The sequence below is a fragment of the Paraburkholderia gardini genome, from assembly GCF_907164575.1.
In the GTDB taxonomy this organism is placed as follows: domain Bacteria; phylum Pseudomonadota; class Gammaproteobacteria; order Burkholderiales; family Burkholderiaceae; genus Paraburkholderia; species Paraburkholderia gardini.
The window spans coordinates 1-24,260 of record NZ_CAJQYY010000036.1; the positions used below are offsets into that span (position 1 = coordinate 1).

The 24,260-nt window shown below is 63.1% G+C and carries 18 protein-coding genes; 1 reads left to right on the forward strand and 17 read right to left on the reverse strand.

The window, feature by feature from the left end; translation table 11 throughout:
* Positions 1–170 precede the first annotated feature (170 nt).
* On the forward strand, positions 171–1,169 hold the full coding sequence (locus LPA34_RS24025) for a hypothetical protein (protein WP_411179032.1): 999 nt from the start codon (positions 171–173) through the stop codon (positions 1,167–1,169).
* Positions 1,170–1,183: 14 nt separating this feature from the next.
* Here the strand turns inward: LPA34_RS24025 and LPA34_RS24030 are convergent, their stop codons facing one another.
* The 17 genes from LPA34_RS24030 to LPA34_RS24110 all read right to left on the reverse strand — a co-directional run bounded on the left by LPA34_RS24030 (position 1,184) and on the right by LPA34_RS24110 (position 24,024).
* A complete protein-coding gene (locus LPA34_RS24030; protein ID WP_228983078.1) occupies positions 1,184–1,702 on the reverse strand; it encodes a DUF3828 domain-containing protein in 519 nt (172 codons plus the stop codon).
* 201 nt (positions 1,703–1,903) lie between these two features.
* A complete protein-coding gene (locus tag LPA34_RS24035; RefSeq protein WP_228983080.1) occupies positions 1,904–3,415 on the reverse strand; it encodes an efflux transporter outer membrane subunit in 1,512 nt (503 codons plus the stop codon).
* A 20-nt stretch (positions 3,416–3,435) separates the two neighbouring features.
* Positions 3,436–6,552 carry an efflux RND transporter permease subunit gene (locus tag LPA34_RS24040; protein WP_228983188.1) on the reverse strand — a complete coding sequence of 1,039 codons (3,117 nt, stop codon included), beginning with the start codon at positions 6,550–6,552 and terminating at the stop codon, positions 3,436–3,438.
* Complete coding sequence (locus LPA34_RS24045; protein ID WP_228983082.1) at positions 6,552–9,932, reverse strand: efflux RND transporter permease subunit; 3,381 nt, start codon at positions 9,930–9,932, stop codon at positions 6,552–6,554. Before LPA34_RS24045 ends, LPA34_RS24040 begins: the two co-directional genes overlap by 1 nt.
* Positions 9,929–11,281 carry an efflux RND transporter periplasmic adaptor subunit gene (locus LPA34_RS24050; protein WP_228983084.1) on the reverse strand — a complete coding sequence of 451 codons (1,353 nt, stop codon included), beginning with the start codon at positions 11,279–11,281 and terminating at the stop codon, positions 9,929–9,931. Before LPA34_RS24050 ends, LPA34_RS24045 begins: the two co-directional genes overlap by 4 nt.
* Positions 11,274–11,936 carry a TetR/AcrR family transcriptional regulator gene (locus LPA34_RS24055; RefSeq protein ID WP_228983094.1) on the reverse strand — a complete coding sequence of 221 codons (663 nt, stop codon included), beginning with the start codon at positions 11,934–11,936 and terminating at the stop codon, positions 11,274–11,276. The genes LPA34_RS24050 and LPA34_RS24055 overlap by 8 nt, the downstream gene beginning before the upstream one ends.
* 115 nt (positions 11,937–12,051) lie before the next feature.
* Positions 12,052–13,035, reverse strand: a complete 984-nt coding sequence (locus LPA34_RS24060; RefSeq protein WP_228983096.1) for a GlxA family transcriptional regulator — start codon at positions 13,033–13,035, stop codon at positions 12,052–12,054.
* 108 nt (positions 13,036–13,143) lie between these two features.
* Entirely contained in the window at positions 13,144–14,481 is a 1,338-nt protein-coding gene (locus tag LPA34_RS24065; protein ID WP_228983097.1) for an MmgE/PrpD family protein, read from the reverse strand.
* A 3-nt stretch (positions 14,482–14,484) separates the two neighbouring features.
* Positions 14,485–15,285, reverse strand: a complete 801-nt coding sequence (locus LPA34_RS24070; RefSeq protein WP_228983099.1) for a crotonase/enoyl-CoA hydratase family protein — start codon at positions 15,283–15,285, stop codon at positions 14,485–14,487.
* A gap of 2 nt (positions 15,286–15,287) precedes the next feature.
* Positions 15,288–16,868: a class I adenylate-forming enzyme family protein gene (locus tag LPA34_RS24075; RefSeq protein WP_228983101.1), complete on the reverse strand. Its 1,581-nt coding sequence runs from the start codon at positions 16,866–16,868 to the stop codon at positions 15,288–15,290.
* 18 nt (positions 16,869–16,886) lie between these two features.
* On the reverse strand, positions 16,887–18,077 hold the full coding sequence (locus LPA34_RS24080) for an acyl-CoA dehydrogenase family protein (protein WP_228983103.1): 1,191 nt from the start codon (positions 18,075–18,077) through the stop codon (positions 16,887–16,889).
* 9 nt (positions 18,078–18,086) lie between these two features.
* Positions 18,087–18,971 carry a nitrilase-related carbon-nitrogen hydrolase gene (locus LPA34_RS24085; protein WP_228983106.1) on the reverse strand — a complete coding sequence of 295 codons (885 nt, stop codon included), beginning with the start codon at positions 18,969–18,971 and terminating at the stop codon, positions 18,087–18,089.
* Between the two features lie 43 nt (positions 18,972–19,014).
* A complete protein-coding gene (locus LPA34_RS24090; protein ID WP_228983111.1) occupies positions 19,015–19,911 on the reverse strand; it encodes a glycine betaine ABC transporter substrate-binding protein in 897 nt (298 codons plus the stop codon).
* A 36-nt stretch (positions 19,912–19,947) separates the two neighbouring features.
* Positions 19,948–20,685 carry an ABC transporter permease gene (locus LPA34_RS24095; protein WP_228983115.1) on the reverse strand — a complete coding sequence of 246 codons (738 nt, stop codon included), beginning with the start codon at positions 20,683–20,685 and terminating at the stop codon, positions 19,948–19,950.
* Positions 20,682–21,800, reverse strand: a complete 1,119-nt coding sequence (locus tag LPA34_RS24100; RefSeq protein ID WP_228983118.1) for an ABC transporter ATP-binding protein — start codon at positions 21,798–21,800, stop codon at positions 20,682–20,684. The genes LPA34_RS24095 and LPA34_RS24100 overlap by 4 nt, the downstream gene beginning before the upstream one ends.
* A gap of 2 nt (positions 21,801–21,802) precedes the next feature.
* Positions 21,803–22,528 carry an ABC transporter permease gene (locus LPA34_RS24105; protein ID WP_228983122.1) on the reverse strand — a complete coding sequence of 242 codons (726 nt, stop codon included), beginning with the start codon at positions 22,526–22,528 and terminating at the stop codon, positions 21,803–21,805.
* A gap of 320 nt (positions 22,529–22,848) precedes the next feature.
* Positions 22,849–24,024, reverse strand: coding sequence for an MFS transporter (locus LPA34_RS24110; protein WP_228983126.1), 1,176 nt, complete (start codon positions 24,022–24,024; stop codon positions 22,849–22,851).
* Positions 24,025–24,260: the final 236 nt, after the last annotated feature.

A 24,260-nucleotide genomic window follows, 5' to 3' on the forward strand; every position in this document is an offset into this window, starting at 1 on the left:
TCTGGCTCAATCCGGAGCGCATGCAACCGGCAGAACTAAAGCAGTTCGCGTGAAGTGACGCGACAAGTACGTTGACAACCGCCGTCGATGCTCGAACTGGCCTTCATTATCCTTGAGCGTCGTACGCGACGAATCGCGGAAGCCACCAACCTGAATATCCGATATCACGCGTGCACAAGACTCTTTCGAAATGCGCCTCCCTGCCGGTCCCGTTTCTGCTCAGTGGCTGCCTCATTTTTTCGACGCCCGCGAGTGCACAGGAATTCTCCTTCCTCGCCGGGCCTCTTGTCAGCGACAGCGCGAACTCCTATTCATGGGAAGGCAGTTATCGAGAGGGTCTCGGACGCTACGCGGCATGGAGTTTCTCCTGGCTGAACGAAGGCCACATCCCCAATCATCATCGCGATGGCCCATCCGTGCAGGTCTGGGGTCGACTGCCCCTGTGGAACGACCGCCTCGAGCTGTCGGCCGGCGTTGGGCCCTACCACTACTTTGACACGACTGCAGCAGAGGCCGGTGCGGGCTATTCGAACACGCACGGCTGGGGTGCATTATGGAGCGCCCGTGCTGCCTGGTATTTCGATAGCCGCTGGATTGCCCAGATGCAGCTCAACCACGCCCAGGTGTTTGGCGGCCGCGACACGACAGCGCTGCTCTTCGGCGTGGGTTACGAACTGGATGGGAACGACGAACCCGGCCCGCGACAGCGGCCCACTCCGCGCACATCGAACGTCACGAACAACGAACTCACCGTGTTGTTCGGCGAGACGATCCTGAACAGCACCAGTTCGCAAACGGCTCTCGCGGGAGGCCTCGAATACAGACGGGGCGTGTGGCGGTACGTCGATGTGACCGCTTCGTATATTCATGAAGGCAACCGTTCACAGCCGCGTCGGGATGGCGCCGCGGTTCAGATCTGGGGCACGCGTGCTTTCTTCGACGACCGCCTGACATTGTCGGCCGGTGTCGGCCCATACTTCGCAATCACACAAAACGAGGATTCTCCGCAAAACCAGACGGGCGACGGGCGCATTTCCGGGCTCATCTCGGTGTCGGCGAGTTACCGGTTCGGCCAGCGCTGGTTGACGCGAGTGACATGGAATCGCGTCGTCACGCGCTACGATCGCGATACCGATGTGATCGAAGCCGGCGTCGGGCTGCGTTTCTGAGCGCGCTCAGTCTGTCAGCGATCAACCTCTGGCGAAACGCTGTCGCGGACGGGGAGATGGCCGGGTGAATCCGCATCCTGACCAGCCGCTTCGGGTGTGTCGTCCACCTTGATGATCCGCCACGTTCCGCCCTGTTTGCGCAGAGACACCAGCACGCTGGTTTTGTCTTTTGAACCGAAGGTAACGCACACAACCGCGACGTCGCGGCGCACGACCGCCCGATGCGTTGCGATGTGGGCGGACCCGTCCTGCTCGTCGCAGTCCTGCACCTTCGTGAAGTAGTCGCTGTCGCCTGGCAACCGGTCGTGGCGCCAGGCGCTCCGTAGCGCGTCGACTGTCGCCTTCGACACGTAGGTGTAAATGCCGTTATTCAGTAACGGATAGCTGTCGTCGGATTGCAGCTTGATGTACCACGCGTAAAACGCGCGAGTCGTCGATTCCGGCGTGGCGCTGTCTGCAAGCGCTGCATGCTGGCAAAGCAGCCCGCTAACGAGCAGGAGAACCGACACGGCGAGGGAGAACAGTTTCTTCATCGTTTCCTCAGTTGTGTCGATAAAACCTCTATGTGGGCTGTGCCGCCCGGTACGCCGGTCCCGGATGGTTACATCTCGACGAAAGCGTCCTTGTGGCCTTGAACGCTATCATGAAGATCGCGTTGAAACTGTCAAAAATGGATGTGCTGGATGACGCGTATGGCGTGGCTACGCGCTCAGTGTGTTACCAGACCGACTCCCCTACATCCCCTCCACCGAAGTCACATCCTTCTCCGCCGGAAGCTGCGACACGTCCCATCCGCCGCCCAGCGCCTCGATCAACTGCACGCTGCTTGTCATCTGCTGCACGCGCAGCGTGATCATCGTCTGCTGATCGGAGAGCAACGCCGTCTGCGCGACGAACACATTCAGGTACGTATCCACACCCGTGCGATACCGCGCCGTCGAAAGATCGTAGTAACGCTGCGCAGCGGCCACCACCGCCTTCTGCTGTTCCAGCTGCGTGGCCAGAATGCGCTGCGCGGCGAGGTAATCCTCCGTCTGCTGGAAAGCCGTCAGCACGGTCTGACGATACGCCGCCACCGTGCCCTCGTACTGCGCCTTGTATTGCGCGACCGTCGCCGTGCGCAAACCGCCGTCAAAGAGCGTCTGGGAAACCGACGGTCCCAGCGAGAAAAACCGGGCCGGCCACGTGAACCAGTTCTGCAGCAACGAGCTTTCGAAGCCGCCCGACAGCGAAATGCTCACCGTCGGATAAAACGCCGCCGTCTCGACGCCGATCAACGCGTTCGCCTGCGACATCGAGCGCTCCGCCGCCGCGATGTCGGGCCTGCGCTGAAGCAGCGTCGATGGAATTCCGGCGGGAATCGCCGGCGCAACTGTCGTGAGCGGCCTGGAAGGCAACGAGAACGTCGAAGCCGGTTCGCCAGTCAGCAACGCAATCGCATGCTCATACTGCGCGCGCGCGAGTCGCAGATTCGTCGCCGACGCCTCCGCTGTCTTCAGATTCAGTTGCGCCTGAGCCACCGACTGCGCGCTATCGATGCCCGTGCGTCCCAGCACTTCGGTCAAGGCAAGACTCTTGCGATAAGCCTCGATCGTCTGTTCGTTCAGCGCGATGAGTTCGTCCTGCCCGCGCAGTTCAAAATAGTATTGAGCGAGGCTGGCCTGTTCGCTAAGCCGCTTGTTGGCCAGATCGGCGGCGCTCACCTGCGCTGCGTTCGCGTATTCCCGCACGGTGTTGCCGATGCGTCCCCACAGGTCCGGTTCCCACGATATCGCCAGCGGAAAGTTGAAATCGTTGCTCGTGAATCGCATGCCGTTGCTGGGTATCCCGGGCGCGGAAAACGAAGATCCGGAGCGCGTGTAGGCCGGCTGAAGCGTGGCCGTCGGCGCGTAGCTGGCGCGCGCCTGATTCACCTGCGCGCGGGCCGCCATGAAATTCTGGTACGCCTGCGCGATATTCTGGTTCGAGTGGTTCAGGCGCTCTTCCAGCGCGTCCAGTTCCGGCTCCTGATAGATTGTCCACCACGCGCCGCGCTGCGCCGCGTCCTGCGGACTGGCCGGTGTCCACGTCGTGCCATCGGGCGAGACGGCCGGCCCTGCTTCCTTGAACGACGCGGGCGTCGCAACCGAAGGACGGACATAGTCCGGTCCGACCGTACACCCCGCTTCCATGGCTAACGCGGTAAACAGAACCGCGCACGCGAGGATGCGCAGTGAAGGAGCGATGAATCGGGCGAACTTCTGCATGGCTTTTCCGGCAGATCAGATCAGGTTTGCGCGGGCGAATTGCGACCCGCGCGGTCTTGGCGGCGTCGGTTGAAGCGCTGACGCATGCGGTCGAAATACAGGTAGATCACAGGCGTCGTATAAAGCGTGAGCATCTGGCTGAAGATCAATCCGCCGACAATCGCAATGCCCAGCGGCCGTCTCAACTCCGAGCCCGTGCCGTGACCGATCGCAAGCGGCAGCGCGCCCAGCGCCGCGGCAACCGTCGTCATCAGGATAGGCCTGAAACGCAGCATGCAGGCTTCGAAGATCGCGTCTTCGGTGCTTTTGCCTTCGATACGTTCGGCCTGCAACGCGAAATCGATCATCAGAATCGCGTTCTTCTTGACGATCCCGATCAGCAGGAAAATGCCGATCAGCGAGATCACGTCCAGCTCGCTATGAAAGAGGATGAGCGCAATCATCGCGCCCACGCTCGCGGACGGCAGCGTGGTGAGAATCGTAACCGGATGAATCAGGCTTTCATAAAGCATGCCGAGCACGATATAGATCGCCAGCAGCGCACCGAGAATCAGGAACGGCTCGCTGGCAAGCGAACTCTGGAACGCCTGCGCGGTGCCCGCGAACTGGGCGGTGATATTCGCGGGCGTGCCGAGGCGTTGCTGCATCTGCGTGATGAGCGCGGTGGCCTGTCCGAGCGATACGTTCGGCGCGAGATTGAACGCGATGGTGACCGAAGGAAAGAACGAGGAATGGTTGACCGAGAGCGGCGAAGTCGACACCCGCGTGGTCGAGAACGCCCCGAGCGGCACCGCGCCCTTCCCCGATGCATGAACATATGTCGATTGCAATGTCGATGGCGATTGCAGGAGCGCGGGATTCGCCTGCATCACGACGTAATACTGGTTGAGCGACGTGTAGATGGTCGAAACCTGCGACTCGCCGAATTCGTAGTAAAGCGCGTTGTCGATCAGCTTTGGCGTGATGCCGAACCGGGCGGCCGTCATGCGGTCGTAATCGAACAGGGCCTGCAGGCCGTTGTTCTGCTGGTCGGTTGTGACATCCCTGATCTGCGGCATTTTCTGCATCGCGTGATACAGCACGGGCGCCCATTGACTCAACGCATCGACGGTATCGGCGGATAGCTGGTACTGGTACTGCGCATTGCTCTGCCGCCCGCCCACGCCGATATCCTGCGCCGCCTGCAGGAACGTCGACGCCCCCGCGATCGCGTTGAGTTCTGGACGCAGGCGGTCGACGACTTCCGTCGCGGTCACGTCCCGTTCGTTGCGCGGCTTGAGCGTGATGAACACAAACCCCACGTTGCTCGCGCCGCCGCCCGGGCCGCCCTGCCCGCCGGCGAATCCGGCCGCGTTCTCGACGGCGGGATCCTGGCGGATCACGCTTTGAATGCTCATCAGCGAGCGGTTCATCGACTGGAACGAAGCGTCCTGCGCGCCCTGAAAGCCACCGAATATCGTGCCCGTATCCTGCTGCGGGAACAGCCCTTTCTGCGCGATGCCCGCCAGCACGACGTTAAGTGCAAGCGTCAGCACGAGGCTGAATATCACCGTGCGTGGATGCTGGATCGCCCAGCCGAGCGTGGTCCGGTACGCCGCCAGAATATGGTTGAAGCCACGCTCGCTCCACCGGTACAGCCTGCCATGCTGCGTGTCGCTCGCGGGCTTGAGCAGGTACGCGCACATCGCGGGCGTCACGGTCAGCGAGATCACCATCGATATCGCAACGGAGGTCGCGAGCGTGAACGCGAATTCGTGAAAGAGTCGCCCTGGCACGCCCCCCATGAACAAAATGGGAACGAAAACCGCAAGCAGCGAAAGACTCATCGCGATCACCGTGAACGCGACTTCCTGCGTGCCCTGGAACGCGGCACGCATGGTCGGCACGCCGCGCTCGATCAACCGCGTGATGTTCTCCATCACCACGATCGCGTCGTCGACCACAAAGCCGGTCGAGACGGTCAGCGCCATCAGCGACAGGTTATCGAGCGTGAAACCCAGCAGATACATCACGGCGAACGTGCCGATCAGCGAAATCGCCACGGCGACACCTGGAATCAACGTCGCACCCGGGCTGCGCAGAAACACGAACACCACACCGATCACGAGCACGATCGACAGCATGAGCGTGCGTTCGACGTCGTTCACGGACGACCGGATCGTGGTGGTCGTATCGAGCATGAGCTGCAGGTGATCGCTTGCGGGCATCGACGCGCGGATCGACGGCAACGCCTGCTTGATACGATCCACCGTATCGATCACGTTCGCGTTCGGCAGCCTGAAAACAAGCAGGATGACCGACGGCTTGCCGTTGACGTAGCCCGCCGAACGCAGCGTCTGCACGGAATCGTAGACGTGCGCGACGTCGCGCAGGCGCACGACCTTGCCGTTGCTCGTACTGACCACCAGCGGCGCGTAATCCTGCGCGCGGGAGATCTGGTCGTTTGCGGTAATGACCGAAGTGGTCAGATCGTCGCTGAAGCCGCCTTTCGGCCGGTTCGAGTTCTGGACCGACAGGGCCTTCGCGACGTTCTGCACGCCGATGCCATAGCTGTTGAGCTGGGCCGGGTTCAGATCGACGCGCACAGCGGGCAACGAGCTGCCCACCACCTGAACCTGCCCGACGCCCTGCAGCTGCGCGATTTTCTGCGAAATGACCGAGGACGCGAGGTCGTACAGCTGGCCCCGGTCGGCGGAATCCGAGGTCAGGCTTAGCACCGTTATCGGCGCGATCGCGGAATTGATCTTCCGGTAGGTCGGATTGGAAGGCAGGTTGGCCGGCAGGTCGGCGCGCGCGGCATTGATGGCAGCTTCGACGTCCCGTGCGGCGCCGTCGACATCGCGGCTGAGGTCGAACTGCAGCGTCACGGAGGTCACGCCCAGCGTGCTGGACGATGTCATCTGCGTCACGCCGGCGATGCGGCCGAACTGGCGTTCGAGCGGCGTCGCGATGGAAGACGCCATCACTTCCGGGCTCGCGCCCGGCAACGTGGCGGCGACGGTGATCGTCGCGAAGTCCACCTGCGGCAGCGACGCCACCGGCAGTTGCCTGAACGCAATCGCGCCGGCGATGACGATCGCCATCGCCATCAGCGTCGTCGCGACGGGCCGCTTGATGAACGGTGACGAGATGTTGATCACGTTTCGCCAGCCGTCCATGGACCGCGAGGCCGCGCGCCACGCGGCCGGAAACGCTTCGCGAGTCCGTCGAAGAAAACGTAGACGACGGGCGTCGTGTACAGCGTCAGCACCTGGCTCAGCAGCAGGCCGCCCACCATCGAAATACCGAGCGGCCGGCGCAGTTCCGCGCCGATGCCCGAGCCGAACGCGAGCGGCAGGCCGGCGAAGAGCGCGCAGAGCGTCGTCATCAGGATCGGCCGCAGGCGCAGTTGCGCCGCTTCGAACACGGCTTCGACAGGGCTCAGGCCGCGCGTGCGCTCCGCCTCGAGCGCGAAATCGACGAGCATGATGCCGTTCTTCTTCACGATACCGATCAGCAGGATGATGCCGATCACCGCGATGATGCCAAGGTCCTCGTGGAAGAGCCGCAGCGCCAGCAACGCGCCCACGCCCGCGGAAGGCAACGTCGAAAGAATCGTGACCGGGTGAATAAAACTCTCGTACAGGATGCCCAGCACGATATAGACGGCGACCAGCGCGGCGAGAATCAGCAACGCTTCGTTCGAGCCGATATCTTCATACGCTGCTGCCGTGCCCTGAAAATCCGGCTGCACGCTGGCGGGCATCTTCAGGTCGCCCTGGGCGCGCTGGATCGCCGCGACAGCCTGCCCGAGCGACGCGCCCGGCGCCACGTTGAACGAGATCGTGACAACCGGAAACTGCCCCTGATGCGTGATCGTCAAAGGCGCGGAGCGTGTCGTGAACCGGCTGACGGCGCTAAGCGGCACTGGTGTCGATTGCGACGTCGAGTTACCTGAAGTGCTGCCTGTTCCCGCGCCGCCCGATCCGCCAGCGTTACCCGTACTGTTCGAACCCGCATTCGCCCCGGACGAGGACGATGATGAACCCGAACCCGATCCACCCGATGCGCGCGACGCAAGCACGGTGGTCGGCGTTGTCGCGGCGAGGCTCTGGTTCGAAGACGCAACGAGACTCGACACCGTCCCGCTCGAACTCAGCGACGTGCGGCCCGACGTGCTCTGCGCCGCAGACGTGGCGGCGGAATTCGTGCTGCCCTGAATGTAGATGCGATTGAGTTGCGCAGGATTACGCTGGAACTCCGGCAGTGCTTCGAGGATCACGTGATACTGGTTCGACTGCGTATAGAGCGTGCTCACCTGGCGTTGGCCGAACGCGTCGTACAGCGTGGAGTCGATCTGGTCCGGCGTGATGTTCAGACGCGAGGCCGTGGGCCGGTCGATGGTCAGATCGGTGCTGATGCCATTGTTCTGCTGGTCGGTCGTCACGTCGACCAGTTCGGGCAGTGTCCGCAGTTTCGCGACGAGCCGGCCGGTCCACTGGTTGAGTTCCTGCATGTCCGGGTCTTCGAGCGTGTACTGATACTGCGTGCGGCTCACGCGGTCGTCCACGGTCAGGTCCTGCACCGGCTGAAGATAAAGCTGCACGCCGGGCACATCGCGCAGCCGGTCGCGCAGACGGTCGATCACTTCGCTTGCCGTCAGGCCCCGTTCGGCGACCGGCTTCAGGTTGATCTGGATTCTGCCGCTATTGAGCGTCGTGTTGATACCGTCCTGTCCGATGAACGAAGACAGGCTCGCCACCGCCGGATCCTTGAGGATTTCGCTCGCCAGCTGCTGCTGCTTTCGCGACATCGCGGCGAACGAGATCGACTCGGGCGCCTGCGAAATCGCCTGGATGATGCCGGTATCCTGTGGCGGGAAAAATCCCTTGGGAATCTCGATGTACTGGAAAACGGTGAGCACCAGCGTCGCGAGCACCACGAACAGCGTGGCGGTCGAATGATCGAGCACCCAGCGCAAGCTGCGTCCGTACGCGGCGATAACGCGGTCGAAACGTGCCTGCGTCCAGCGGTAAAAGCGGTTCTGTTCGGCGTCCGGCGTGTGACGCAAAAGACGCGAACTCATCATCGGCGTCAGCGTCAGCGAAACGATGCCTGAAATAAGCACCGTGACGCTCAGCGTGACCGCGAATTCGCGGAACAGCCGTCCGACGACATCGCCCATGAACAGCAACGGAATCAATACGGCGATCAGCGAAATGGTCAGCGAGACGATCGTGAAGCCGATCTGACGCGCACCTTCCAGCGCGGCCTCCATCGGCTTCATGCCCTCCTCGAGAAAGCGCGAGATGTTCTCGATCATCACGATCGCGTCGTCGACGACGAAACCCGTCGCGATCGTGAACGCCATCATCGTGAGATTGTTGATGCTGTAGCCGAGCGCGTGCATGACGGCGAGTGTGCCGATCAGCGAGAGCGGCACGGCAACCGTCGGAATGATCGTGGCGGCGAAGCTGCGCAGGAACAGGAACATCACCATCACGACGAGCGCGATCGTGAGCATCAGTTCGAACTGCACGTTCTTCACCGATGCGCGGATCGTCGTCGTGCGGTCGGTCAGCACGGTCACTTCCACCGCGGCAGGCAGTGTGGCTTTCAGCTTCGGCAGCAACTGCTGGATTTCATTGACGACGGCGATCGTGTTCGCGCCAGGCTGCCGCTGGATATTGACGAGTATCGCCGGCGTTTCGTTTTTCCAGGCCGCGAGTTTCGTGTTCTCGATGCCGTCCGTGATCTTCGCGACATCGGTGAGCATCACCGGCGCGCCGTTTTTATACGCGACGATGACGTCGCGAAAGCCTTTCGCCGACAGCAGCTGGTCGTTCGCGTTGATCTGGAACGCCTGCGCGGGGCCGTCGAACGTGCCCTTCGCCATGTTGACGGAGGTGCTTGTAAGCGCCGATCTCAGGTCTTCCAGGTTCAGGCCGTATGACGCGAGCGCAACCGGGTTCGCCTGGATTCGCACAGCCGGTTTGTGGCCGCCGCTGATCGTCACGAGACCGACACCGCTCAGTTGTGAAATCTTCGGTGCGAGCCGCGTATCGACCAGGTCCTCGATCGCCGAGAGCGGCAACGCGCGGGACGTCAGCGCGAGCGTGATGACCGGCGCGTCGGCCGGATTCGATTTGCTGTAGACCGGTGGCGCGGGCAGATCGGTCGGCAGGTAGCTGGTGGCGGCGTTGATCGCGGCCTGCACTTCCTGCTCGGCGACATCGATGTTCAGCGCAAGCGCGAACTGCAGCACGATGACCGAACTGCCGTCCGAACTGGTCGACGTCATCTGCGTGAGGCCCGCGACCTGGCCGAACTGGCGCTCGAGCGGCGCCGTCACCGCCGACGACATCACGTCCGGACTCGCGCCTGGATAGAACGTCTTGACCTGGATCGTCGGATAGTCGGCTTCCGGCAGCGCGGAAACCGGCAGCCCCGGCAGCGCGGCGAGGCCGATGACCAGAATGGCGATCATCAGCAGCGCAGTCGCCACCGGCCGGACGATGAAGAGTCGCGACGGGTTCATGACGTCTGGCCGGCCTTCATGTCCGCGTCTTTCGTGCCGCTGGCGCCACTGCCGCCTTCCGCCGCGGCTGTCCCGCTCGCGCCACTTGCGGCGCCCGTATCGGGCCCGTTCCCCGCTGACGTTTTCGACCCCGGCGCGGTTGCGTTCTGGACCGTGATCTGCGCCCCGTCCTGAAGCTTGTCGAAACTGGAAATCGCCACAACCGTGCCCGCATCGATTCCGCTCACGGCCGCCGCGTCGTTCTCCGTCGCCAGCTCGGTGAGGGTGTGCATCTTCACGGTATTACCCGCGACCACGTAGACGAACGCCTGCGTGCCGTTATGCTGGAGCGCCGCCGTCGGGACGAGCACGACGTTCTTCAATGTCTTCACCAGCAACCGCGCGTTGACGAACTGGTTCGGATAGAGCGTGAGCTGCGCGTTGTCGAACTGCCCGCGAAAACGCACTGTCCCGGTCGACGTATCGACCTGGTTGTCGAGCGTCAGCAGTTTGCCGGTCGTGATTTTTGTCTGCTGCGACCGGTCGAAAATATCGACGGGCAGCGACGCGCGCCGGGTGATTTCGTCGTGGACCTGCGCGAGGTTGTCCTCCGCGACGTTGAACACAACCGTGATGGGTTGCAACTGCGTGATGACGGCAATCGAAGTCGAGCTGCCCGAGAACACCACGTTGCCGGGATCGACCAGACGCAGCCCGATACGCCCGGAAATCGGCGACGTGATGTGGCAATAACCCAGCTGGACCTTCGCGTACTGAACCTGTCCTTCGTCGTTCTTCACGGTTCCGCGATCCTGCTCGACGATAAGCCGCTGATCCTCGTACTGCTGACGCGCGATCGCCTGCTGGCTGGACGCTTCCTGATAGCGCGCGAGATCCATCTCCGCCTGGGCGAGCACGGCGCGGTCGTGCTGCAACGTGCCTTCGGCCTGCTGCAGCTGCGCCGCGTAGCCACGCGGGTCGATGTCGATGAGCGGGTCGCCGCGCTGGACCATCTGGCCTTCCGTGTAGTGAACGGCTTCGACCGTGCCGTTCACCTGACTGTAGACGTTGACAGTCGCGACGGGCGTCACCGTGCCGAGCGCCTCGACGTATACGCCCATATCGCCGGCATGCGCGGATGCCGTGCGGATCGTGACGGCTTGAGGCGCCTGCGCTTCCCCGTTGCCGCTTTTCGGCTTGCGCACCACGATCAGCACCAGGATCACAGCGAACGCGATGGCCGCGCCGATCAGCACCCAGTGGCGTTTGCGACGGGACGGCGGTTCGCCCGGAGCACCTGGCTCGCCTCCAGGGCCGGGGCCGTTGCGCGAAGGTTCGGCTTCGTGTTCGCCGTGCGTGGGTTCATTCATGTTTTTTTTCACCCTTTCTGGCTGAAGGCACGGATGCAACGCCGCGGGCAAAGAGCGCCGCAAAGCCATCCGCCATCCGCTCGATATCGGCAGGTTGAGTCTGATGCAGTTCGCGGTGCATGAACGCCAGCTGAAAGACGAAACCCAGCAGCAGTTCGGTCGCCATGTCGAGATCGAGTGCCGGGTCGATCATGCCCGCATCGATGTAGCGCGCAAGGCGCTCCTTGAGACTGCGCCGGACTTCCTGGCGCGTCGAGATGCGCTGGAAATCGGCCTGGAACGCACGGTCCAGCAGGACACGCGAGAAGACGATGCGGATCGTTTCAGCGCGCTCCGCGAAAACGGCCATGCCGTGATCGATCATCTCGCGCGCTTCCCGTGCGAGCGAAGTACAGAGCGGCCGCTCGAAGAACGGGTCGCGTCTCGATGCGCCCTGGCGCTTCAACACGGCCAGCAGAAGCCCTTCCTTGCCGTTGAAATAGCGCTGGATGAGGCCTTCGGAGCATCCGGCTGCCTCGGCGATGCCACGTGTCGTGGCCTTTTCGAAGCCTCGTTCCGCGAAGGCAACCGCCGCCGCCGCGATGAGTTCTTCCTCCGTGGCCTGACGATCCCGTTGTCGTGCCCTGCCCGCCGTTGGTAGCGATGATGGTTTCACAGCCTGCCCATGTGTATGTGCGTGACCACATACATCATGCTGACCCGTCGGGCTGACGTCAAGCCGAAGATAGACATCGGGGACCGATGAATCGACGGGCGTTGGGAGCGATCTGCTATCGTGCGTCGCTGGCCGCGCGCTCCTGACCTGGCGTCTTCCCGAAGCACTGCTTGTAGCAGCGCCCGAGGTGGGACGGGCTCGCGAAACCACAATGCATCGCAATATCGAACAGGGACCAGGTCGATTCCCGGATCAGCTTCTGCGCGGCTTTCAGGCGCAGTTCCAGATAGAACTGCGAGGGCCGGACGCTGAAATGCTTAAGCCACATCCTTTCGAAGGTTCGCGGCGAAATCCCGGCCAGCGAAGCGATGGTTTTCATCGGAATCGGGCGTTCGATGTTTTGTTCCATCAGCGTGATGGCGTTGACGATGCGACGGTCTTCGACACCGTATCGCCACTGGATCGCCATCTTCTGACTTTCCTGCGCGGTGCGCATGCGCGTATGGATGAACTGGTCGGCCACCTCCCCTGCCATCTGGTGGCCGTGCTGGCGTGCGATCAGTTCGAGCATCATGTCGATGGCTGCCGTGCCGCCGCTGCAGGTCATCCGGTCGCCGTCGATGCAGTAGATATCGCGGCTCACGTCGAGCGACGGAAACTCCTCGGCGAGTTCCCTGAGCGCCTCCCAGTGGATCGTGCAGCGGCGCCTGTCGAGCAGCCCGGCGCGCGCGAGGATCATGGTGCCGAGGCTGATCCCGCCGAGCGTCAGACCTGTCGCCGCATAACGCCGCAAAAAATCGAATACCTGTGCGTTCCGGTAGTCCGACACACCGATACTGGCAACGACAAAAAGATGGCTGAATTCCGGTGATGACGTAATCGCGAATTCCGGCAGAAGTGCGAAGCCAGAACTCGATGACACCGGCTCGCCGTCGACACTGATCAGATGCCAGCTGTAGAGCGGCTTGCCACTGACCCGGTTGGCCGCGCGCAGTGGCTCCGTCACCGAACTGAGCGCCATCATCGAAAAATGCGGAACCAGAAAGAAGCCCATTCGCTGGGTTACCGGGTCGACATTGTCGGTTTCTGATGGGTCCATGAGCGCGTGTGCATTGAGTGCAGGAGAGCCCGTGGCATCCCGGGCGGGTCGAACGTGATCCATCTTCGCCAGGGTATCGATGAGCCGCGTGTCGATCGACCTCACAGGTTAGACCCTGATTTCGCCAAGCACCAGATCGAGCAACGCCGCGATCGGCGCGTCATTCGAACCCAGTTCGTCGACGCGGTTCTCCAGTTCCGTCGCCAGCCGGGTGCTGCAGGCGCCTTCAGCAAAGCGCCGGAATTTCTGCCGGATCGCGGCGGCGCCAAGCGGCAGATCCGGATCGCCGAGCGCCTGGGTCGTCCCGGAGTCAAGGCAGCGGCCATCGACCAGCTCCACGCTTACCTGCGCCAGGCGTTCGCCTGGAAAACGCGCGGTGAATGCCGCCTGCTCTTCGGTACGTATCAGATGGCTCAGGCGCAGCACTTCGGCATCCTTGAGTGCGTCGCCGTGAATCGCATCGAAATCGACGACGCCATACCTGAGCGCAACCGCTACCGGAAAGAGCAGACTGTATTGCGCTTCCTCGGTCGTGGCCGGATGCGCGTGGGCGAGCCGGGTTGCGTGATGGAAGGTCCGCACCCTGACCGCGCGGATCTGCTCGCTCGAGAAACCGTGCTGCTGCCTGAGTGCCTGCGCCGCATCGATCGCCGGATGCGCCCAGCGACAGACGGGCTGCGGCTTGAAATACTGTTCCATGATGCGCCAGCGCTCGCCAAGATCGCCCCAGTATGCCTGCACTTCGGGCTGCTCGACGGTAATCGCGGGTGCGCCGGTGAATCCCTGCTGCGCCAGAAACCCCGCGCTCAAACCTGCCATGCACCCCCATCCCGAGCCATCCTTCACCATCGTCGGATGGTCGATGCAGCGCATCATCTGGCTCCGGGGCCCGTGGTATTCGGCAATGCCGAGCGCCTCGCGGGTCTGCCGCGCATCGAGCGGCAAGAGGCGTGCGACGAGCGCGGCCGCAGCCAGCGCATTCCATGCGCCCGACGTGTGATAGTCGCAGGCACTGGCATGCAGCGCCATGCCGGCGCGCGTCCCGATTTCGTAACCCAGCACGAGCGAGGTGAGGAATTCCCGGCCGCTCATGTCGGGCCGCTGTTCGGCCAGCGCAAGCAATGCCGGCAGCACGGTCACGCCGACATGCCCTTTCGTTTGCGCATGGCCATCGTGGCCGTCGCAGCTATCGATGGTCATCGCGCCCGCGAGGCCGGCGCCGATCGGGCTCGCGATCCGCCCGTCGAAGAGAATGCGCGAGCGCAGCCTGCCGGCCGCGAAGAACTCGACCGCGTGGTCGCCTGCGATACGCGATAACGCGGTCTGTCTGCCGGCCAGCGCAACGCCCAGCAGATCGAGCAGGCACAGTCTGCCCTGCCCGGCGACATCCTCGGGCAAATCATCGAACCTCAGTTGATGAATGAACGCAATGGTGGGGACACCCATCAATCAGTCTCCAGTAAAAATCGGCGGGCGTTTCTGAAAGGTCGCGGCGAGCGCCTCGCGATGGTCCGCCGTCCGGTGCGCAATGCCCTGAAACGCGGCCGACAGTTCGAGCAGGCTCGGCAGGTCCATCCGCTGTCCTTCCCGGATGAGCCGCTTGGACATCCGCAACACGCCAGGCGGATTGCTGGCGATCGCCCGCGCGAGCGAAAGCGCGGCATCCATCAATTCTTCATCCGGCACGACCCGGGACACCAGTCCCCATTCGTGGGCACGCTGCGCATCGATCGGCGTGCCCGTGAAGATCATTTCACTGGCTCGCGAGAGTCCGATCACACGGGGTAGCAGCCAGGCGCCGCCGTCGCCGGGAATGATGCCAACCTTGGCGAAGCTTTCCGCGAACACCGCACTGGCGGCGGCAATACGGATATCGCACATCAAGGTCAGGTCGCAGCCGGCGCCATGCGCCGGGCCGTTCACCGCAGCGATGCACGGCACATCCAGCTCATGAAACGCTTTCGGAATGCGCTGGATGCCGCTGCGATAGTTCTCGCGAATGTGTGCGGAGCTGCCCGCGAACGTGCCGACGTCGTCACGCATGTGCTTGATGTTGCCGCCCGACGAGAACGCCGGACCGGCGCCGGTCAGCACGATCGCGCGGACGCCGCTATCGGCCTGCGCACGTTCGAGGGCGGCCACCAGTGCGTCGACGACCTCCAGTTCGGTCAGCGCATTGCGCGTGGCCGGCCGGTTGAGGGTCAGCGTGACGACCGAATCGTCCTGCTCATACAGTACTGCGTCGCTCATCGTCAGGCTCCTGCCACCAGTTTCTGATAGACCGCTCCGGCCAGCTCGTGCCGCAACACCTTGCCGCTCGGATTGAGCGGTAGCTGGTCAACGAAGAACACTTTTTTCGGGCGCTTGTAGGGCGCGAGATCGTCGCTCGCCTTGCAGAACGCGACGACGTCCGCTTCAGTGAGCGCGGCGTCGCTGCGCACCACGAACGCGGTCACCGCCTGCCCCCACTTCGGGTCGGCGATGCCGATGACCGCGGCCTCCTGCACGCCGGGGCAGTGATACAGCACTTCCTCGACTTCGCGCGGATAGATGTTTTCGCCGCCCGACACGATCATGTCGTCGGCACGGCCGTGAAAGTGAAAATATCCGGCTTCATCGACGCTAAAGAGGTCGCCCGTATAGAGCCAGCCGCCCCTGAATTTCTTCTCCGTTTCAACGGGATTGTTCCAGTAGCTGGCAGCGAGTTGCGGGCCTTTCACGATCAGCTGGCCGACTTCGCCGGCGGCCACGTTCTCGGTTGGCGGCACGGCTCGCCCGGGATCGTTCCTGACGACACGGCACGTGCTGATCAGCGTCGGCTTGCCGCAGGAGCCGAGATACGCCAGTGCGTCGCGCGGATGCAGCAGCAGCGTCAGGCTCGCTTCGGTCATCCCGTAGCCGTTGAAGATGTTCGGGCAGAACGCCTGGATCACGCGCTGCATGGTCGCGGCGGGGATGGCCGCGCCGCCTGTCGTGATCATGCGCAGACTGCTGACATCGATTGACGCGAAATCAGGGTGGAACAACATGTCCTGGATCTGCGTGGGTACCGCGAACAGCGTCGTGATGCGATGCTCAGCGATTGCCTCGAGCGTGGCCAGCGGCTCATAGCGCGGCAGGATCACGTTCGCGGCGCCCACCATCAGGTGGGGCACGAAATACGCCTGCATGCCGCCCACGTGGTAAAGCGGCGCGATATGCAGCGCCGCGTCGGTGCTCGTCAGGCTGTATTCCATCACGCAGTTGGTCGCGATCGCGACGTCATTGCCGTGCGTGTGGATCGCTCCCTTGGGCCGGCCGGTCGTGCCCGACGTGTAGACGAGTGCCGAGATATCGTCAGGCTTCAGGCGCGGCAGTGGCGCATCGAGTTGCCCGACACCCTCGATCAGCGCCTCGAACGAATGATGATGTGCCGGCGCTGCGGACGCATCGGGCGGGCTGCCCGCGACACGGATGTAGACGCGCAGATCGGGCAGCGCCTGCTCGATCTTGCCGATGACGGGCAGCATCGAATCGTCGTAGATCACGGCGCGCGCACCGGCATCGCGCAGGATGAATGCCGCCTCGTTGGCCGAGAGCCGGAAATTCATCGGCACCGCGATCGCGCCAAGCAGCTGGCACGCCATGTAGGCCGTCGGCGTCGCGTCGGAGGTTTTCTGCAGGATCGCCACCCGGTCCATCTGCCGGACCCCGAGATTGAACAGCGCCTGCGCAAGGCATCTGACACGGCGGTTCCACGCCACATAGGTGAGCCGGGTGTCGCCGCAAACGAGGGCAAGGCGGTCGGGATATTTTTCGACCGTGTTTTCGAAGAGAGACGTGATCGTGAGCATGGGATGGGGCGAAGCTGTCTAGAGATTGATCCGGATGTCCGGAAGGTCGCGCCCTGCGATCAGGTATTTGGCGATCTCGGACGTACCGCCGACGATCGTCAACGCGCGGGCATCGCGATAGAGTTGCTCGGCACGGCCAAACTCCTTGGTGATGCCATCGCCGCCCAGAATCTGTACGGTTTCGTTCGCGCAGAAATTCGCGGTTTCGGTCGCGACCAGTTTTGCCATGGCGGCCTCTTTCATCAGCGCCTTGCCGTCGGCCCCTGCGTCGTACATCTTCGTCGCCCGATAGGTGAGCAGTTCCGCTGCGTCGATCCGCCAGCTCATTTGCGCGATCTTCTCCCAGATCAGCTGCTTGCAGCCAAGCGCCTGACCGAACGACTGGCGCCGCTGCGCATGCGCGGTCGCAATATCGAATGCGCTGCGTGCGACGCCGAGCCCCGAACCGCCGAGGATGGCCCGTTCGAAATTGAACATGCCGCGCATGATGCGAAAGCCGCCGCCCTGCTCGCCGAGCAGATGGTCCGCGGGCACGCGGCAGTCGCTAAATTCGACTTCACCCACGATGCAGCCGCGCCGGCCCATGAAGGTGTAATTGCGCGGAAAGCGGATGCCGGCCGCGGTAGCCGGCACCGCGACCGCCGTCATGCCGGCCTGGGACGGGTCCGTGCCGGTCGCGATGCCATAGACGATGTAGACGTCGGCAACCGACGCGTTCGAGATATATCGCTTGAAACCGTTGATGACCCACTCATTGGTCCTTGCGTCAAAATCGATCCGCGTTTCCATGCCGGCGGAATCGCTGCCGACGTTGGCTTCGGTCACGCAGATCGCGCCGATCGCTGTCCCGTCGAGAATCGGCGCCAGATAGGCGTCGCGCAACCGCTCGCTGGCATGGCGATGCAGCGGATAGGCGCAGCTCAACGCGGTCCCGATGGTGGTTTCGAACGCGTAGTTGAGGTATGCCGCTTCCTCGGAAAGGATCGTTGCGTGGGTGAGCCCCGGGCTCGTCAGCGTGCCCCGATACAGATCGGGGAACATCAGCCGGAGATAGCCGGCCTCCCCCAGCGCGCGGACGACATGCTTCACGGCCGACCAGTCCTGCCGGTCTTCGATATCGGCCGCCCGTGGCGCGAGTTCGCGCTGCAGGAATTCCCGGACTTCGCTCCGGAACGCGCGGTCGGCGTCATCAAGAAGAAAATCTCGCATCGTCGTGCCTCAATCCAGGTTAAGGGTAAAGTCGCGCTTCGCCGTGTCCTGGCGCAATGCAAACGCGCGTGCGTCCCGCACGGTCGGCAACAGGAACCGCGCCCGACGAACCGATTCATAGTCGAGCTCGCCGATGACGAGCCCTTCTTCAGTCTCCGGGCCGAGCGCGACAGTCTTGCCGAACGGATCGAGAATGCGCGAGCCGCCCCAGAAGGTCATCATCCCTTCGGTGCCGACGCGGTTTGCCATGACGATGCCCACGCCGTACGTCATCGCGTAGAAACGCAGGTTGACGTCCCAGCCGGCAGGATTGTCGAAACCTTCGCCCACCGCCTCGCGGGCCGAGCTGATCGGCGCCGCGATCAACGTGACGCCATCGCAGGCGAGCGCATGCACGAGCGCCGGATTCCACAGATCCGCGCAGATCGGCGTCGCCATCCGCCAGCGCTCATTGAACGGGAAACTCCCGAGCGTCGTGCCGGCCGCGTAGTAAAGTCCGTCCCTCAGCTTGCCGTAGGTCGCCAGTTGCGCCTTGCGGTGAATATGGACAACCTCGCCATTCGAGACGCTCGCCTGGCTGTTGTAGAACTGCCCGCCAGGTGCTTCCTCGATAAACCCGAACACCGTATGCAGATCGGTGCTGGCCTGCGCAAGCGTCGCGATCACGGGATCATCGGGGCTCATCGCGAGCCTCAGGGCGTCCTTGCCCGCGCTGTGCCCGCACAGCGAGAGCTCGGGGAAAACGAGAAGCCGTACGCCGTTCGCCCGCGCCTGCTCCATGTGCCCAAGGTGCTTCGCCAGGTTTGCACCGACATCGCCGTAGGCGCCGTCGATCTGGGCGGCGGCCACCTTGATCAGGTTGTGCCGCGGATCGTTGCCGGCCATCGAATTCATCTCTCTTCTCTCGCGTTGCGTGAATGGGCGCCCTGACCGTGCATCAGATCAGCCCGGACTGTTTCAGGAATTCGTGCGCGACATCGGTGAAGGACTTCTTCGACACGTCGACGCTCGCATTCAGCCGGGCCATCGTCGGCGCATCGAGCTTCGCCGAGAGCGAATTCAGGATGGGCCCGAGCGACGGGTTGGCATCGAGCGTGGCCTTGCGGATAACCGGTGTGAGCGCATAGGCCGGGAAGTAGCCCTTGTCGTCCTTGAGCAGCACGAAGTGGAAGGCCGGCACGCGGCCATCGGTGGCGAACACCAGCGCGAGGTCGACCTGGCGGTCTTTCAACGCCTGATAGGTCAGCCCCGAATCCATCCGCTTGACCTCATCCTGGCTGAACTCGAAGCCGTACATCTTCTCGAGCGGATGCAGGCCATCGGGGCGCGCATAGAACTCCGAGTTGCATGCGAACGTGAGCGTCTTGCCACCCTTGAGCGCTTTGGCGAGATCGCTGATCGTCACGATGCCGAGCTTCTTCGCTTCATCCTCGTTCATCGCGAACGCGTAGACATTGTTGGCGCGCGACGGGTTCAGCCACACGAGACCCTTCGCCGCATCCAGCTCCTTGACCTTTTTATAGGTGTCTTCGGGGCTGAGACGGTCGTTGATCTTGTTGTAGGTGATCAGCGACGTGCCGGTGTACTCCCAGTAGATATCGACCTGGCCGTTTTCCTGAGCCTGCCGCAATACCGCGCTGCCCATGCCGTCCTTCTTGGTCACCGTGAAGCCCTTGGCTTCCAGCAGTTGCGTGGTCATCTCCGCCATCAACTGCTGCTCGGTGAAGTTCTTGCCACCGACAATGACCGTCGCGGCCGATGAAGGGATGATCCAGCAGGCTGCAATCAGTACGCAGATCAGCGCGAACGCGCGCGCAAACAATGAATTTTTCATGGTCTCCTCGATGGATAGATACAACTGGCAGGGGGTTCAGCTTCTGGAAGTGACGCCGCGCGAGACGAGCCTGCGCTGCATCTGCCCGACAAATGCATCGGTCAGGATCGCCAGCAGGGCGGTCGGGATAGCACCGGCGAGCAGCATGGTGAAATCGTTGAGGTCGATGCCGGTGAAGATCAGTTCACCGAGACCGCCGCCACCGATCAGGAAGGCGAGCGGCGCCGTCCCGACGGTGATCGCGAGCGCCGTGCGGATGCCCGCGAATATCACGTACAGCGCGTTGGGCAACTCGACGCGCAAGAGGATCTGTAGCGGCGTCATGCCCATTCCGGTGGCCGCCTCGATCAGCGAACGCGGCACGGCGCGCAGGCCCTCGTAGGTATTCAGGGCGATCGGCAGCAACGTGGCCACCCACAGCCCGAAAATCGCGGGAATCGAGCCGATACCCAGCGCGCTCATCGCCAGCGCGAGCAGGGCGAGCTTCGGGATCGCCTGCCCGACGTTCAATGTCTGCATGACGACCGCCGCACCGTGCCGCTGTGAGGGCCGGCTCATATAGATGCCGACCGGTACCGCGACGACGATCGCGAGGACACCGGCGATCGCGACCATCGTCATCATCTGGACCGACTGGTACACCATGTCGCTACGATACTGGGCGACCCCGGAGAACCAGCTATCGGCGCGGGCGCCCATCGACACCCCGGCGAGCAGCAGGCCGGTCGCGGCGCTGACACACCTTGCCGCGCGGATACGTGGTTCGGGTTTCATGCCTGCTCTCCGGCCGGTACGCGCAACAGTTCGACGATATGCGCCTGGCTGACATAGCCGACAAACCGGCCGTCGTCGTCGACCGCGGGCAGCCGCGATGCGCCGCTCGCGAACATCGCCGAGACCACCGAGCGCAGATCGTCTGCCGGATTGGCCGTTCCCTGAACCGGGGTGGCGTGTGCCACGCTCAGCGCACCATCGACCGCCTGTAGCTGGGCGACGGTCAGATAGCCCTGCGGCCTGTCGGCCCCGTCGACGAGCACGATCTGGTCGACGCCGTGCTCGGCCATGAGCGCCTGCGCGCGGGCACTGCTCTCGCCGACGCGCACGAGGCATTCGCATTCCGACAGCGCATCTTTCGCGCGGACCAGACGCAGGCGCTTGAGCGCACGGTCCGTCCCGACGAAGCCCGCGATGAACGGCGTCGCGGGGCGCGCGAGGATGTTATCCGGCGTATCGAACTGCTCGAGCCGGCCGGCGCGGAAAATCGCGATCCTGTCAGCCATCTTCACCGCCTCATCGATGTCGTGACTGACAAAGACGATGGTCTTCCTGACCTGCTTCTGGATCCTGAGGAACTCGTCCTGGATCAGCTCCCGGTTGATCGGATCGATCGCACCGAACGGCTCGTCCATCAGCATGACGGGCGGATCGGTCGCCAGCGCCCGGGCTACGCCGACACGCTGTGCCTGGCCACCCGACAGATCCTTCGGGTAGCGGGTGAGGTAAATGGCCGGATCGAGTGCGACGATCTCGAGCAGTTCCGCCGCCCGCCGGCGCGCCTTCGCCTTGTCCCAGCCCAGCAGCTGCGGCACCACGCAGATGTTTTCCTCGACGGTCATGTTGGGAAACAGGCCGATCTGCTGGATCACGTAGCCGATGCGGCGGCGCAACGCCACCACGTCGAATTCATCGGTGTCCTTGCCTTCGAGAAAGATCTTGCCGGAAGTGGGCTGGACCAGACGGTTGATCATCTTGAGCGTCGTCGTCTTGCCGCATCCTGACGGGCCCAGCAGTACGCAGATTTCTCCGGCACCCACTTCCATGTTGATGCCGTCGACCACCGGACCGCTCGCGCCGTCGTAGCGCTTCGTAACGTTGGATAGCTTGATCATGATTAATGCGCCTGTCGTGGTTGTTTGCGAATCCCCGTCAACACGCCCAGTCGCAGCGCGAAACTGGCCGTACGCGAGGGACTGCGCAATCCCTTTGGTGTCAGGAACCGTTGAACCCAGCCGAGGCCGAAGTCTGCCGCGATGGCGAGCAGGCTGACCAGAATGGCGCCCGCGATCAACTGGCGTGGATCCGATTGGGAGATGCCGCGACTGATGAGCTTGCCCAGACCGCCGGCCCCGATGTAGGCCGCAATCGCCGCGACCCCGACATTGATGACCACCGCCATGCGCACGCCAGCCATGATGATGGGCAGCGCGATCGGGAGTTCAACCTTGCGCAGCCGCTCGCCTGTCTTCATCCCCATCCCTCTCGCGGCTTCGCGCAGGGCCGGGTCGATATTGGTAATCGCGGTATAGGTATTGCGGACGATCGGCAGTTGCGAGTAGAGGAACAGCGCGATGACCGTCGGCAGGAAACCGATACCCTGGCCGATCACGGAGAGCACCGGAATCATGATGCCGAACAGGGCGACGGACGGAATCGTCATGATGATCGACGCGACGTACAGCACGATTTTCGCGACGCGCTCGTTGATGGTGATCGCGATGCCGAGCGGCACGCCGGTGAGGATCGCGAAGCCGACACCCACGCCGACGATCTCGATATGCTCGACGGTCATCCTGCCGATGCTGGCCAGGTTGTCCCAGATGAAAGCAAGGGTTTCCACAATGTCTCCTGGACTCTGAAAGAGCCATTTTCTCGTGTGTGCTGCTTTGGTGACAGGATAGGGGCGGAGTGGGCACCGCCTTTAACATGGGATCGACATTGTTTGTCACAAAAGCGGCGTGTCGCGGCTGTGATAAATTTTTATCCTTGTAAATCAATGCGATATAGGGTTACCACCGATGTCTCAAGAAGACGCTTCCAGCTTTGCCGCGCGCTGCGCGGGTGGCTCCGTTCTGTAACGATCCTCAGGCTTGCAGCCCGGATGCGAGTTGTTTTGAGCAGAGCAGAATTGAAGTGAAGTGAAGGAAAAGCGTCACGCGATCACGCCGCTCTCGTCATGCCGCGGCGGGCGCTCACGCTGAGCAACGCTTGAATGGCAAGGACCGCGGTCACGGTCATGGTGAACAGATAGATGCCGAGGGGGCCGACCCACTTCATTACCAGCGATGCGATGATCGGTCCGGCACTCCCCCCGAGCGCGAAAGTCAGCAGCAGGCCGGCACTAACGGCGACGCGGTGGGTCGATGGAACCCGGTCGTTGGCGTGCGCGATGGACAGGCCGTAGACGGTAAAGATCAGGCTGACGTAGAGGTACGCTACAGGTTGAAGTGCCCCGTCGCCATGGAACAGCAAGAGTGTCGCGCTGCTCAGGGTCAGCAACAACGAAACGGCCAGGATGACCCACCTCCGGTCGACGCGGTCAGACAGCCAGGCCACCGGCCATTGCGGCAAAAGCGCTGCGATCAGGGCGGTACCCATGAAATGGGACACCGCCGGCACCGGATAACCGGCGTTACGCATGTACACCGGATACAGCGAGTAAAACACGCTGCTCAGCAAGCCGGCCGCAACGCACCCGCACAGACCCAGCGGCGCCAGTCGACAGAGCGAGCGCACGCCGTCCAGTCCGAGACCGGGTCTCGCCTGCGGTGTGCTGTCGTGTGCGTGCGCTGAGGCTTCGGCGGCAAGGCTGCGAGCGAGGGTCACGGGCACCAGGGATGCCGCGAACAGGCAGCCCACGAGACTGAAAAGCTCGAAGCCGTAGGGATCGGTCATGCTGACCAGAAATTGTCCGGCACCCACGCAGAGATAGGTAGTGATCAGATACACGGAAAAGACCCGCGCCCGCCACGCGTTGCGCGCCACGCCATTCAGCCAGCTTTCCATTACCGTGAAAATGCCGACCAGGCAAAAGCCCGTCATGAACCGCAGACACCCCCAGATGAGCGGCTGGGTGGAAACAGCATATCCGAGCGCCGTGCAGGTCGCGACAGCGGCGAAGATTGCAAATGCGCGGTGATGGCCAATCCGTGCGATGAGTGATCCGCCGCGCCAGGCGCCGAGCATGAAGCCGGCGTAATACGCGGCCTGAACGCATCCAACGGTCATCGAAGGAAAGTTTGCATGAACCATGCGCAGCGCGATCAGCGTGCCGAGCAGGCCGTTCCCCATGACCAGCAGGGCAAATCCGAGCAGCAGGCTGGAAATGGCTGACACCACACCGGGCGCCGGGGCTCCCGTGCGTACGTCACTGGCGCGGGCATTCGCCCGTGTCCCGCACGGCAGTCCGTCGGTGCTCACGTTCGCGACCTCACTGGTTGGAGAATCGATGGCTCGGCACGCGTGCCGACGTGTCTGTCGAGACCGGAACCACTTGCCAGATCATCTGGCGTCACGAGCAGCGATGTGCCGACGGTCTGACGCGTCGCCGCAGCCTTTACAGACTGTTCGAC

What these genes read in the sequence shown, in the direction of transcription:
- LPA34_RS24030 (WP_228983078.1), bottom strand. Translation starts at nt 1,702, where the DNA reads ATGAAGAAACTGTTCTCCCTCGCCGTGTCGGTTCTCCTGCTCGTTAGC.
- LPA34_RS24035 (WP_228983080.1), bottom strand. Translation starts at nt 3,415, where the DNA reads ATGCAGAAGTTCGCCCGATTCATCGCTCCTTCACTGCGCATCCTCGCG.
- LPA34_RS24045 (WP_228983082.1), bottom strand. Translation starts at nt 9,932, where the DNA reads ATGAACCCGTCGCGACTCTTCATCGTCCGGCCGGTGGCGACTGCGCTG.
- LPA34_RS24050 (WP_228983084.1), bottom strand. Translation starts at nt 11,281, where the DNA reads ATGAATGAACCCACGCACGGCGAACACGAAGCCGAACCTTCGCGCAAC.
- LPA34_RS24060 (WP_228983096.1), bottom strand. Translation starts at nt 13,035, where the DNA reads ATGGACCCATCAGAAACCGACAATGTCGACCCGGTAACCCAGCGAATG.
- LPA34_RS24065 (WP_228983097.1), bottom strand. Translation starts at nt 14,481, where the DNA reads ATGGGTGTCCCCACCATTGCGTTCATTCATCAACTGAGGTTCGATGAT.
- LPA34_RS24070 (WP_228983099.1), bottom strand. Translation starts at nt 15,285, where the DNA reads ATGAGCGACGCAGTACTGTATGAGCAGGACGATTCGGTCGTCACGCTG.
- LPA34_RS24075 (WP_228983101.1), bottom strand. Translation starts at nt 16,868, where the DNA reads ATGCTCACGATCACGTCTCTCTTCGAAAACACGGTCGAAAAATATCCC.
- LPA34_RS24080 (WP_228983103.1), bottom strand. Translation starts at nt 18,077, where the DNA reads ATGCGAGATTTTCTTCTTGATGACGCCGACCGCGCGTTCCGGAGCGAA.
- LPA34_RS24085 (WP_228983106.1), bottom strand. Translation starts at nt 18,971, where the DNA reads ATGAATTCGATGGCCGGCAACGATCCGCGGCACAACCTGATCAAGGTG.
- LPA34_RS24090 (WP_228983111.1), bottom strand. Translation starts at nt 19,911, where the DNA reads ATGAAAAATTCATTGTTTGCGCGCGCGTTCGCGCTGATCTGCGTACTG.
- LPA34_RS24095 (WP_228983115.1), bottom strand. Translation starts at nt 20,685, where the DNA reads ATGAAACCCGAACCACGTATCCGCGCGGCAAGGTGTGTCAGCGCCGCG.
- LPA34_RS24100 (WP_228983118.1), bottom strand. Translation starts at nt 21,800, where the DNA reads ATGATCAAGCTATCCAACGTTACGAAGCGCTACGACGGCGCGAGCGGT.